8 protein-coding genes are annotated in these 12,036 nt (G+C 58.2%); 7 read left to right on the forward strand and 1 reads right to left on the reverse strand.

The window, feature by feature from the left end:
• Positions 1-386 precede the first annotated feature (386 nt).
• The 3 genes from LZ634_RS01655 to LZ634_RS01665 are packed head-to-tail and all read left to right on the forward strand — an operon-like array spanning position 387 to position 7,337.
• Positions 387-3,101 (forward strand): cation-transporting P-type ATPase, encoded by a 2,715-nt coding sequence (locus LZ634_RS01655; protein ID WP_234502032.1) that lies wholly within the window; start codon positions 387-389, stop codon positions 3,099-3,101.
• Positions 3,102-3,157: 56 nt separating this feature from the next.
• Positions 3,158-4,228 (forward strand): efflux RND transporter periplasmic adaptor subunit, encoded by a 1,071-nt coding sequence (locus LZ634_RS01660; RefSeq protein ID WP_234501998.1) that lies wholly within the window; start codon positions 3,158-3,160, stop codon positions 4,226-4,228.
• Positions 4,229-4,241: 13 nt separating this feature from the next.
• Positions 4,242-7,337 carry an efflux RND transporter permease subunit gene (locus LZ634_RS01665; protein ID WP_234501999.1) on the forward strand — a complete coding sequence of 1,032 codons (3,096 nt, stop codon included), beginning with the start codon at positions 4,242-4,244 and terminating at the stop codon, positions 7,335-7,337.
• Here LZ634_RS01665 and LZ634_RS01670 read toward each other — a convergent pair.
• A complete protein-coding gene (locus LZ634_RS01670) occupies positions 7,334-8,797 on the reverse strand; it encodes a PLP-dependent aminotransferase family protein (protein WP_234502000.1) in 1,464 nt (487 codons plus the stop codon). The genes LZ634_RS01665 and LZ634_RS01670 overlap by 4 nt on opposite strands.
• A gap of 231 nt (positions 8,798-9,028) precedes the next feature.
• On the opposite strand from LZ634_RS01670, the gene LZ634_RS01675 reads away from it, so the two are divergent.
• The 4 genes from LZ634_RS01675 to LZ634_RS01690 are packed head-to-tail and all read left to right on the forward strand — an operon-like array spanning position 9,029 to position 12,003.
• Positions 9,029-9,880: a transporter substrate-binding domain-containing protein gene (locus LZ634_RS01675; RefSeq protein WP_234502001.1), complete on the forward strand. Its 852-nt coding sequence runs from the start codon at positions 9,029-9,031 to the stop codon at positions 9,878-9,880.
• 46 nt (positions 9,881-9,926) lie between these two features.
• Positions 9,927-10,568: an amino acid ABC transporter permease gene (locus tag LZ634_RS01680; RefSeq protein WP_234502002.1), complete on the forward strand. Its 642-nt coding sequence runs from the start codon at positions 9,927-9,929 to the stop codon at positions 10,566-10,568.
• Between the two features lie 15 nt (positions 10,569-10,583).
• Positions 10,584-11,249 carry an amino acid ABC transporter permease gene (locus LZ634_RS01685; protein ID WP_234502033.1) on the forward strand — a complete coding sequence of 222 codons (666 nt, stop codon included), beginning with the start codon at positions 10,584-10,586 and terminating at the stop codon, positions 11,247-11,249.
• Positions 11,242-12,003, forward strand: a complete 762-nt coding sequence (locus tag LZ634_RS01690; RefSeq protein WP_234502003.1) for an amino acid ABC transporter ATP-binding protein — start codon at positions 11,242-11,244, stop codon at positions 12,001-12,003. Before LZ634_RS01685 ends, LZ634_RS01690 begins: the two co-directional genes overlap by 8 nt.
• The last annotated feature ends 33 nt before the right edge of the window (positions 12,004-12,036 follow it).

Consider the following 12,036-nt stretch of genomic DNA (forward strand, 5'->3'; position numbering starts at 1 on the left):
AATAAAGTTAAATAATAATCAGGATTAAATTAAATTATTAATTCGTAAATTAACGTCATGCTCATGATAATATTTTTACAAAAGTATAAGTACTGTATCCAACCAGCGTGGCAACCACGATAGCCAGGGCGATGTACAGCGCCAGACGGCGTCCTTTGTAGATTCCGAACATAATAACCTCGTTTAGATGGGGTTTAGGAACATTCTGTAATATTATATTCAGCAAATCAACTTAATGTCGTTTTGAAATTTATAGAGCAAAGAAAATTGTGAACTGACAATTATCTTTAAACCTAAAGATATTATTAACGACGTCGCCTTGGCCAGAAAGTGAATTCAGGCTTTCCGTTAGCAGGAATTTAAAAGGAACTGCAATCTTGTCGAAAATGATGAACTCCCAGAATGTGCCGCACGCGGGTCGTGACCCGCAAGAGCACGCTTATCAGCTCTCTGCGCAGGACGTACTGGCGCAGATGAATAGCCAGCCCGAGGGGCTTAACGCCAGCGACGCAGAAAAGCGTCAGCATATCTATGGCCCGAATGCGCTGCCGGAAAAGAAAGGCAAGCCAGCGTGGCTGCGTTTCCTCGCCCACTTTAATGATGTCCTGATCTACGTCCTGCTGGCCGCCGCCGCGCTCACTGCGGTCATGGGCCATTGGGTTGATACCGCCGTGATTCTCGGCGTGACCGTGATTAACGCCCTGATTGGCCACATTCAGGAAAGCAATGCGGAAAAATCGCTGAAAAGCATCCGTAACATGCTCTCCAGCGATGCGCAGGTGATTCGCGACGGTAACCACATGACGGTGGCCACCACTGAACTGGTGCCGGGCGATATCGTGGTACTGCGCGCCGGTGACCGCATTCCGGCGGATATGCGTCTGATTGAAGCGCACAACCTGCGCGTGGAAGAGGCCATTCTGACCGGCGAGTCTACCGTCGTTGATAAACACACCGATGCACTGCACGGCGAGCTATCGCTGGGCGATCGTACCAATATGCTGTTCTCCGGTACCACGGTGAGCGCCGGTGGCGGTAAGGGCGTAGTGGTTGCCACCGGTCAGGAGACCGAACTGGGCCACATCAACCAGATGATGGCGGGCATTGAAAAACACCGTACGCCGCTGCTGGTACAGATGGACAAGCTCGGCAAGGCGATCTTTGCCATTATTCTGGCGATGATGGCGGTGCTGTTTGTCTTTAGCATGCTGCTGCGCGACATTCCGCTCGGTGAACTGCTGCTGTCGCTGATTAGCCTGGCCGTTGCGGCGGTGCCTGAGGGTTTACCGGCGATTATCTCCATTATTCTGTCGTTGGGCGTTCAGGCAATGGCGCGCAAGCGGGCGATTATTCGCAAGCTGCCTACCGTTGAAACTCTCGGGGCGATGACCGTGGTCTGCTCGGATAAAACCGGCACCCTGACCATGAATGAAATGACCGTGAAGGCAATCATTACCGCAGACAGCTGCTACCGCGTGGACGGCAACAGCTACGAGCCGCACGGCAACATCTATCTGGAAGGCTGTGACACCGCGGTTAAAGTACAGCCCTATACCGTGCTGGAAACCTATCTGCGCACTATCGACCTGTGCAATGACAGCCAGCTGATTCAGGATGCGCTGGGTCACTGGGGCATTACCGGCGGCCCAACCGAGGGTGCGCTGAAGGTGCTGGCAGCAAAAGCCAATCTTGAGCCGCTGCGGACCCAGCTGATTGCCAAGATCCCGTTTGATTCTCAGTACAAATATATGGCAACCCACTTCCTGCTCGACGAGCAGGAGACGGTGATGGTCACCGGTGCGCCGGACGTGCTGTTCGCCCTGTGCCAGCAACAGCAGACCTCGCGCGGCGTGATGCCGTTCGACCGTGGCTACTGGGAGGCGGAAATGGCGCGCTTTGCCAGCCAGGGGCTGCGTATGGTGGCGGCGGCAACAAAGCCGGCGAACGCTGGACAGAAAACGCTCGACCATAGCGACCTGCAGGAAGGGCTTATCTTCCTCGGCATTGCCGGGATGATGGATCCGCCGCGTCCGGAAGCGGTTGACGCTATCCACACCTGCCAGAATGCAGGGATCCGTGTGAAGATGATCACCGGCGATCACCCGCAGACGGCGATGAGCATTGGCCAGATGTTAGGGATCCGCAACAGCAGCGAAGCCATGACCGGCTATCAGCTGGAGCACATGGATGACGCTGAGCTCGCCAAAGCGGCGGTTGAGTACGATATCTTTGCACGTACCAGCCCGGAGCATAAGCTGCGTCTGGTTAAAGCGCTGCAGGAGAACGGTGAAATCGTGGGAATGACCGGCGACGGCGTCAACGACGCCCCGGCGTTGCGTCAGGCTGACGTCGGCATCGCCATGGGCATTAAAGGCACTGAAGTGACCAAAGAGGCCGCCGACATGGTGCTGACCGATGACAACTTTGCCACCATCGCCAGCTCGGTCAAAGAAGGGCGTCGCGTTTACGACAACCTGAAAAAGACCATTTTGTTCATCATGCCAACCAACCTGGCGCAGGGGCTGCTGATTATCATCGCGCTGCTGGCGGGCAATATTATCCCGCTGACGCCGGTGCTGATTCTGTGGATGAACATGGCGACTTCCGCCACGCTCTCCTTCGGTCTGGCCTTTGAGGCCGCCGAGCGTAACGTGATGAACCGTCCGCCGCGTAAAACCGGCCAGCACGTGATGGACGCGTTTGCCGTCTGGCGCGTGGCCTTCGTGGGCTCAATGATTGCCATCGCCGCGTTTATCCTCGAAGCCTGGCTGGCCCCGCGTGGCCACAGCGCCGAGTTTATCCGCACCGTGCTGCTGCAGATGCTGGTGACCGCGCAGTGGGTCTACATGATTAACTGCCGCAGCAGCGACCGCTTCTCCTTAAATAGCGGCCTGCTGAAGAACAAAGGCATTTGGCTGGTGACCGGCGTACTGCTTCTGCTGCAGTTGGCGATTATCTACCTGCCGCTGATGCAGACGCTGTTCGGCACCGAAGCACTGCCGCTGCGCTACTGGGGTATCACGCTGGCGATTGGCGCCGTGATGTTCCTGGTGGTGGAAGTTGAAAAACGTCTGACCCGCCGCTTCCGTAAAACCGCATAGTCATCAGTTGCCCCTCTGCCTGCGCAGAGGGGCGCTATCCCCGCAAGGACTTCCCAATGAAAACGACACTCCGCTTCGCCTTACTGGCCTGCGGGCTGGCTTACTGCACGCTCGCTTTTGCCTCGGTCCCCGTGCGCACCGCCACCGTTGAGCGCTCGCCGCATGCGGTTGAGCGCCAGCTGCCGGGCCGCGTTGAGGCCATTCACGCGGTGGATATTCGCGCACGTACCGAAGGCACTATCGTGCAGCGCCACTTCCAGGACGGCCAGGAGATCCAAAAAGGCGCGCTGCTATTTACCCTCGACGATGCGCAGCCGCGCGCGGCGCTGGCATTAGCCCAGGCCGAACTGAAAAGCGCGCAGGCGTCGCTGCGCCAGGCACAGCAGCTGCTGTCCCGCTATCAGAGTCTGAAGACCAATCAGTCGATCAGCCGCAACGATGTGGACACCGCACAGATGCAGCGCGATGTCGCCGCTGCCGCCGTAGAACAAGCGAAAGCCCGCGTCAGCGCGCAGCAAATCACCCTCGATTACACCCGTATCACCTCGCCGGTGAGCGGCCGCGTGGGGCACAGCGCCTTTCACGTGGGTAGCCTGGTGAATGCCGCCAGCGGCGTGCTGGTGGAGGTCGTCCAGCTTGATCCGATACGCGTGAGCTTTGCGCTCGATGAATCGGCGTTTTACAGCAAAGCCGGACAGCACGCCGATATCCGCGCCCTGAAAGCCGCATGGCTGGCGCAGATTACGCTTGATGGTCAGCGTGAAGAGGGCGTATTGACCTCCGTGGATAACCGGATTGATGCGCGTACGGCAAGCGTAGCGGTGCGCGCCGAGTTTGCTAACCCACAGCACCGGTTGCTGCCGGGCGGCAACGTCAACGTCACGCTGCGGCCAAAGGCAATCAATGACAGCGTGATGATCCCCGTCGCGGCGGTCCAGCAGGATGCTCAGGGCTACTTCAGTTGGGTACTGACGGCGGAAAATACCGCTGAGCCACGTCGGCTTGAGCTGGGCGGCCAGCAGAGCCAGTACTTCGCCGTCGCGAAAGGCTTGAGCGCGGGCGAGCGCGTTGTCACCGAAGGCGCACAGCGCCTGACGAACGGCACTGCCGTTCAGCTGCTGAATTAATTAAGGAGACAGGATGCTGACCTTCTTTATCCGTCGTCCACGCTTTGCCATGGTGATTGCGCTGCTGCTGACCTTTGTCGGCGCCGTGGCGCTGAAGCTCATTCCGGTGGAGCAGTACCCACAAATCACCCCGCCGGCGGTTAACGTCAGCGCTAGCTGGCCGGGTGCCAGCGCGCAGGATGTGGCGCAGGCCATTGCCGCCCCGCTGGAAACCCAGCTTAACGGCGTTGACCAGATGCTGTATATGGAGTCGACCAGCTCTGACGATGGCAGCTATAGCCTCAATCTGACCTTTGCCGCCGGTACCGATCCGGACATGGCGGCGATTGATGTGCAAAACCGCGTCGCCCAGGCGGTGGCCCAGATGCCTTCCGTGGTGCAACAAAACGGCGTGCAGGTGCGCAAGCGTGCCAGCAACCTGCTGATGGGCGTCAGCCTCTACTCGCCGCAGGGGACGATGCCGCCGCTGGAAGTCAGCAACTATGCCAGCACGCAGATTCGTGAAGCGCTGGCGCGTCTGCCTGGCGTCGGCCAGGTGCAGATGTTTGGCGCGCGCGACTACAGCATGCGTATCTGGCTGCGTCCGGATCGCATGAATGCGCTGAATATTACCAGCGACGATATTGCAAAGGCGCTGGCAGAGCAGCACGTGCAGGGCGCGGCCGGGCAAATTGGTACGCCGCCGGTGTTTAATGGTCAGCAGCAGACTCTGACCATTAACGGTCTTGGACGACTGACCGAGGCCGATGAGTTCGGTCAGATTGTGGTACGCAGCGGCGTGCAGGGGCAATTAGTCCGCCTCGCCGATGTGGCGAATATTGAACTGGGGGCGCGTAGCTACAATTCCAGCGCGCAGCTCAACGGTGTGGATTCGGCCTATATGGGAATTTATCCCACCCCGACCGCCAACGCGCTGCAGGTGGCTAGCGCCGTCCGCGCCGAGCTGACGCGTCTGCAAGCCCGCTTCCCGGCCGACCTGAAGTGGGAGGTCAAATTTGATACCACCCGTTTTGTTTCGGCCACGATTAAAGAGATTGGCACGTCGCTGGTGCTCACCCTACTGGCGGTGGTGGCAGTGGTGTCGCTGTTCCTGCAAAGCCTGCGCGCGACGCTGATTGTGGCGCTGGCGATCCCGGTCTCGCTGGTGGGGACGTTTGCGGTGCTTTATGTGCTCGGCTACAGCGCCAACACCCTGAGCCTGTTTGCCATCATTCTGGCGCTGACGATGGTGGTGGATGACGCCATCGTGGTGGTCGAAAGCGTGGAAGGGCATATGGCGGAAGGGTTAAGCCGTACCGAAGCTACCGCGCTGGCGCTGCGCCAAATTGCCGGGCCGGTTATCGCCACCACCCTGGTGCTGCTGGCGGTGTTTGTCCCGGTGGCAATGCTGCCGGGGATCGTCGGCGAGCTGTACCGTCAGTTCGCCGTCACGCTCTCGACGGCGGTCACGCTGTCGAGCATCGTGGCGCTGACCTTGACGCCAGCGCTCTGCGCGCTGCTGCTGCGCCCACGTCCGCCAACACCGGCCGCCTTCTTCCGCAGCTTTAACCGTGGGCTCAATGCCACCCGTGATGGCTACGGTCGGTTGGTGGGATGGATGAATCATCGCCCGCTGGTTGCCGTGGCGGCGACATCTCTGGCGGCGCTGCTGGTGGCGTGGAGCTTCTCGTCGATGCCGAAAGGTTTTCTGCCGCAGGAGGACCAGGGCTACGTCTTTGCCAACGTGCAGCTGCCGGAGTCGGCCTCGCTTGAGCGAACCGAAGCGGTAATGGCCCAGGCGCGTCAGCTGCTGGGCGCACACCCGGCGGTGGAAGACGTGATTCAGGTTTCCGGTTTTAGCATTCTTAGCGGCACCAGCGCCTCCAACAGCGGTTTTATCTCGCTGATGCTCAAAGACTGGTCGCAGCGTGCGCCGCTGGATGTGGTGATGGGCGAATTGCAGCGCCAGCTGCACGCGCTGCCGGAAGCCACCATCATGCTGTTTGCGCCACCGACTTTGCCGGGGCTTGGCAGCGCAGCGGGCTTTGATCTGCGTATTCTGGCGCAGGCCGGGCAATCCTCCGCCGAGCTGGAGCAGGTGACCCGTGGGATCATAATGAAAGCCAACCAGCATCCGCAGCTGAGCCGGGTGTTTACCACCTGGAGCAGCAACGTGCCGCAGTTGACGCTGACGGTGGATCGCGACCAGGCGGCGCGTCTGGATGTGCCGGTATCACGCATTTTCAACAGCCTGCAAACTGCCTTTGGTGGCGCGCGCGCCGGGAACTTTAGCGTTAACAACCGCGTCTACCACGTAGTGATGCAAAATGAGATGCAGTGGCGCGAACGCGCGGAGCAAATCAGCGCGCTGTTCGTGCGCAGCAATCACAACGAGCTGGTGCGTCTGAGCAACCTGGTGACCGTCACGCCAACCGTCGGCGCGCCGTTTGTCCAGCAGTACAATCAGTTTCCGTCAGTGTCGGTAAGCGGTTCGGCGGCGGAAGGGGTGAGCAGCCGAACGGCGATGGCGCAGATGGAAGCGCTACTGGCCGAGCATCTGTCGCAGGGCTACGACTACGCGTGGAGCGGCCTCTCCTGGCAGGAGCAGCAGACCGGCAATCAGGCAATATGGATTGTGCTGGCGGCGGTCGCCATGGCGTGGCTGTTTCTCGTCGCCCAGTATGAAAGCTGGACGTTGCCGGCCAGCGTGATGCTCTCGGTGCTGTTCGCCATCGGTGGCGCGCTGCTGTGGCTGTGGATAACGGGCTACGCCAACGATGTGTACGTGCAGATAGGGCTGGTGCTATTGATAGCCCTGGCGGCAAAAAATGCGATTCTGATAGTCGAGTTTGCCCGCGAGCGGCGTCAGTCCGGGCTATCAATCGTTGACGCCGCGCGTGAAGGGGCAACGCGCCGCTTCCGGGCGGTGATGATGACCGCGGTGTCGTTTATTATCGGCATCATGCCGATGATGTTCTCCACCGGCGCCGGGGCGCAGAGCCGCCGTATCATCGGCACCACCGTGTTCAGCGGCATGCTGGTGGCGACGGTGATTGGCATCCTGTATATCCCGTCGCTGTACGTGCTGTTCCAGCGGCTGCGCGAGTGGGCGCACCGCCGGGCGGGCTAACCCATTTGCGCCAATTGGTGGCGCAACACATCGACTCCCGGCGCAATGGCGTCGGGGGTTATGGCGTGAAAACCCATGCGGAAAAAGTTATCCGGCGGCGCGTCATCAAGAAAATGCCGGGCCCCGGGTTCAATTAACACGCCCGTATGCGCGGCACGCCAGGTCAGCTGTTGGGTACTGATATGCGCCGGCGTGCGCAGCCAGAAGGCGTTGGCGTGCTCACTGCCGGGCAGCGGCTGACACTCCGGCAGCAGCGAGGAGAGGGCATTGTTGAGCATTTCCCAGCGGCGCGCGGAGTCATCGCGGTAGCGCCGCAGATGGGTTTCGTAGTGGCCTTGCGCCAGAAAATGCGCCATCTGATACTGAATATTGGTCGGCGGATGACGGTAGACCAGGCGGCGTAGCGCCCGCGCCTCATCAATGAGATCCGGGTCGGCGACCATAAACCCCAGTCGCAGCCCCGGCGACAGCGCTTTGGACAGGCTGCTGACGTAAATCACCCGCCCGCTCCGGTCGCTGGCCTTCAGCGCTGGCAGCGGATTGGCCTGGAAGTTACTTTCTGAATCGTAATCATCTTCAATAATCACCGCATCGTGCTGTGCCGCGTAGGCCAGCAGCTGGCTGCGACGGGCTTTACTCATGGTGACGCCGGTCGGCACCTGATGGCCCGGGGTCACGTAGTAATAATCACAGGGCGTGTCGTTGAGGATGATGCCCTGTTCGTCGACCGGGTGCGGCACAATCTGACTTTCGCCGAGCATGAAGGTATTGATGGCCTCGCGAAAGCCGGGATTCTCCACGCCGACGCGGGTCTGGCGCGACATCAACAGGCGGGTGAGCAGGTAGAGTGCGTTTTGCGAGCCCAGCGTTATCAGGATTTCATCGGCAGCGGCGACAATGCCGCGCTTGGGCAGCACGCGGGTGCGGATTTGCTCAATCAGCATCGGAACATCCTGGTCAATATGGTCCACCACCCAGGCCGGATCGCGCGTACCGCCGTGCAACCAGTTGGCGGCAGATCGCCAGCTGGCCAGCGGGAACTGACGGGTATCCGGCTGGCCGTAGATAAACGGGTAGCGGTAGTTCATCCAGCCAGCGGGTTTTAAAATCGACTCCTGCTGGCTCGGGGTGATGTTGAGCCGTTTGCCCCACGATGGTGCACGTTCCCCGTCGATAGGTGCAGGTGCCGCGCTGCTAAGGCGCGGGGCGGCGTAGTCCGGATGCAGGTAATATCCGCTGCGCGGACGGCTAATCAGGTAGCCTTCGTTGACCAGGCTTTCAAATACCAGCGCGGTGGTATTGCGCGAAACCTGAAGCTGGCTTGCCAGCTGACGACACGAGGGCAGCGGCGTGTCGGCGGGAAAAATACCGCCTAAAATCGCCTTCACTAGCGACTCACGAACCTGCTCTTGCAAACCGCGCTGATGATCAAAATCCACGTGCAGTAAGTGCCGAATCATACGCTGCTCCTTCCAGTATCCGCTTTCTTAGCACTCAGCAATTTTTGTACCAGCCTGAAATCGTCTGACACAACGGCGTGCGAAAACTGGCTCTATTCAGAATGCAAAAAGTCTCCCTACAGTAAAAACGTCACCAGCGACGGCCTCACTTTGCCGCTGTCGGCACGCATCTTGCAACGCTTCCAGGGCAACTGGAATTCACGTATCGGGTATTTAAACAGGGGTCACACGATGAAAAAAACGATGGGTTCGTATTATCTGGCTGCCGTGATGGCGATGACCTTTTCTTTGCAGGTGGCTGCGGCCGATTTGCCGGAAATTGAAAAGTCCGGAACTTTAAAAGTGGCGACCGAGGATGATTACGCGCCGTTTAACTTTATGAATAACGGCAATGCCGACGGGTTTAACAAGGATATGCTGGCGGCGCTGCGCGAGTACGCCAAATTCAACGTGACGCAAAGTATTTTACCGTGGACCGGATTATTAGCCGCAGTGTCAACCGGGCAATACGATATGGCTTTAACCGGTGCCGTTGTCACCGATGAACGCCTCAATGTTTTTAATTTCACCCCGCCGTGGGCATCGGCTCAGCATTATTTCGTCAAGCGTGCGGGCGATACCTCGTTAAATACCATTGCCGATTTAAGCGGTAAAAAGGTAGGCCTCCAGGCGGGCAGCGCATTATTAGCTCGTTTACCTGAACTGAAAGCGATGATTGAAAAAACCGGCGGCAAGCTGGGACCGGTGGTGGAATATCCGTCCTACCCGGAAGCCTACGCCGATTTAGCCAATAAGCGTCTCGACTACGTGATTAACGTGGTGATTTCCGTTAACGATCTGGTGAAAGCCAAGCCGAAAGTCTTTGCCAAAGGGCTGGCGGTTTCCGGCCCTGGCTATATGGCCTGGCCTATGCCGAAAAGCTCGCCGGAGCTGTTGGCCTATATGACCAAATTTACCAACCATATGCGCGAAACCGGCCAGCTGGCAGCGCTGCAGAAAAAATGGTTTGGCGAAACCTACGACGATCTGCCCACTGCACCTATCACCAGCGCCGCGCAGTTCCACAAGCTAGCCGGGCAGTAATGATGGCTGCGGGAAACCGCAGCCCGTTTGACTAAAGGAGGGCTACATGGACTCAATCGCATGGCAGTTACTGTTTGAAGGCGCATGGACGACCCTCTGGATTTCCGCCATTGCCATCGCTTTCGGCGTGGTTATCGGGCTGGTTATCGCTTTTGTGCGGATGATGAAAATTCCGGTCGTCGATCAGATTCTGGTGGTCTATATCAGCCTCGCCCGCGCGACGCCGCTGGTGACGCTGGTGCTGTTTCTGTTTTTATCGCTGCCGACCGTCGGCATTAACCTCGATAAAACGGTGGCGGCGATTGTCGCGCTGACGCTTAACACGTCGGCATTCAACGCCGAAATCTGGCGCAACGCGTTTCGCACCTTTCCTCGCGAGCAGCGTGAAGCGGCTGAGTCGGTAGGGATGCGGCGCTGGCCCTATTTTCGCTACATCATGCTGCCGCAAATGTGGCTGGAGAGCCTGCCGGCGCTGGTGAACGAGATGTCCTTTTTAATCAAAGGTAGCCCGGCAATAGCGGTGATTGGCGTGGTGGATCTCACTCGCGTCACCAACCGAATCTCCTCCGTGACCTATGAACCGCTTTCTCCCATTCTCGCAGCCGGGCTGCTGTATGTGGTGATTATTGGCCTGCTGCTGAAGCTGCAAAGCATGGCGGAACGCAAAGCAAAACGACTGGCGCGCTAAGTCCCGGGAGGAATGATGAATCAATGGGCCATTATCTGGGCTGAGCACGACAACTTTATTGCCGGGCTGCTGGCGACCTTAGAGCTTTTTATTATTGCCGCGGTTTGTGGGCTTTTTATCGGCACGCTGCTGTGCTATTTCACCGAATATCAAAAACGGGTACTGAATAACCTGATCGTGGGTTTTGTGAATCTGATGCGCGCCGTGCCATTTTTGATTCTGGCCTATCTGTTGTATTACGGGCTGCCTGAATTGGGCATCAGTCTGGAAGCGTGGACCGCCGGATTACTGGCGCTCATTATTTATCACGGGGCCTATTTCTTTGAGATTCTTCGTAGCCAGCGGCGGGTATTTTCCAACGGCTATATTGAAGCTGCCGTGGTGCAGGGATTCTCTCGTTACACGATATTTCGCCGAATTGTCCTGCCGAATATTTTCTCCTCCGCGCTGCCGCTGTTGGGGAATCAGCTGATTATCTGCCTGAAGGACACCGCGTTTTTGAGCATTATCACCGTACAGGAAATTACCGCCGCCGCGAACAGCGTGCAGGCCACCTATTTCATTCCGTTTAATGCCTTTATTGTCGCCATCGCGCTGTATTGGGCCATCAGCATTGTGCTGGAACTGCTGGTGAAACGGTTGACTGTTTATAGCGCCAAAAGAGGAATGAGCCATGTCTGATATGACGGCGGTAAGCGTCAAAAATGTCTCCAAGCAGTTCGATAACGTTGAAGTGCTGCGCGATATTAATTTGACGGTGGAGAAGGGGACGGTGGTCAGCATTCTGGGCTCTTCAGGTTCGGGAAAATCGACGCTGCTGCGTTGTATGAACTGGCTTGAACAGCCCGACCGTGGGGAAATTCACATTGGCGGGCAGCGTATTGGCGTGGACGACCGCTCGGGTAAAGCCATGTCGCATCGCGATTTGTCGAAAATCCGCGAGCGGGTGGGGATGGTGTTCCAGAGCTTTAATCTGTGGCCGCACCTGACCGTGGAACAGAATGTGATGGAGGCGCTGCTGCATGTGAAGGGAATGAAGCGCGACGAGGCGCGGGAAATTGCCCGCCAGCAGCTGACCAAAGTGGGCATGGATCATAAAGCCGATGCCTATCCGATTACCCTTTCCGGCGGCCAGAAACAGCGAGTGGCGATTGCCCGTTCGCTGGCGATGTCGCCGGAGGTTTTGCTGTTTGATGAACCGACGTCGGCGCTCGATCCCGAGCGTGTGAATGAAGTGCTGAGCGTAATGAAATCACTGGCGGCGGAGGGGTACACCATGGTGGTCGTCACCCATGAGATGGAGTTCGCTCGCCAGGTGTCCAATGAAGTGGTGTTTCTGGAGAAAGGGATTTTGATTGAGAAGGCGCCGCCGGAGATTTTCTTCACTCAGCCGAAGTCTGAAAGGGTGAAACAGTTTTTGCAAAGCAGCCGTTAAAGGGGGGCTCTAAGAGTGTGCGGGTTTGACCCT

Origin of the sequence: Kluyvera intermedia (assembly GCF_021440345.1) — a bacterium.
Lineage (GTDB): Bacteria > Pseudomonadota > Gammaproteobacteria > Enterobacterales > Enterobacteriaceae > Kluyvera > Kluyvera intermedia_A.

What these genes read in the sequence shown, in the direction of transcription:
- LZ634_RS01655 (WP_234502032.1), top strand. Translation starts at nt 387, where the DNA reads ATGATGAACTCCCAGAATGTGCCGCACGCGGGTCGTGACCCGCAAGAG.
- LZ634_RS01660 (WP_234501998.1), top strand. Translation starts at nt 3,158, where the DNA reads ATGAAAACGACACTCCGCTTCGCCTTACTGGCCTGCGGGCTGGCTTAC.
- LZ634_RS01665 (WP_234501999.1), top strand. Translation starts at nt 4,242, where the DNA reads ATGCTGACCTTCTTTATCCGTCGTCCACGCTTTGCCATGGTGATTGCG.
- LZ634_RS01670 (WP_234502000.1), bottom strand. Translation starts at nt 8,797, where the DNA reads ATGATTCGGCACTTACTGCACGTGGATTTTGATCATCAGCGCGGTTTG.
- LZ634_RS01675 (WP_234502001.1), top strand. Translation starts at nt 9,029, where the DNA reads ATGAAAAAAACGATGGGTTCGTATTATCTGGCTGCCGTGATGGCGATG.
- LZ634_RS01680 (WP_234502002.1), top strand. Translation starts at nt 9,927, where the DNA reads ATGGACTCAATCGCATGGCAGTTACTGTTTGAAGGCGCATGGACGACC.
- LZ634_RS01685 (WP_234502033.1), top strand. Translation starts at nt 10,584, where the DNA reads ATGAATCAATGGGCCATTATCTGGGCTGAGCACGACAACTTTATTGCC.
- LZ634_RS01690 (WP_234502003.1), top strand. Translation starts at nt 11,242, where the DNA reads ATGTCTGATATGACGGCGGTAAGCGTCAAAAATGTCTCCAAGCAGTTC.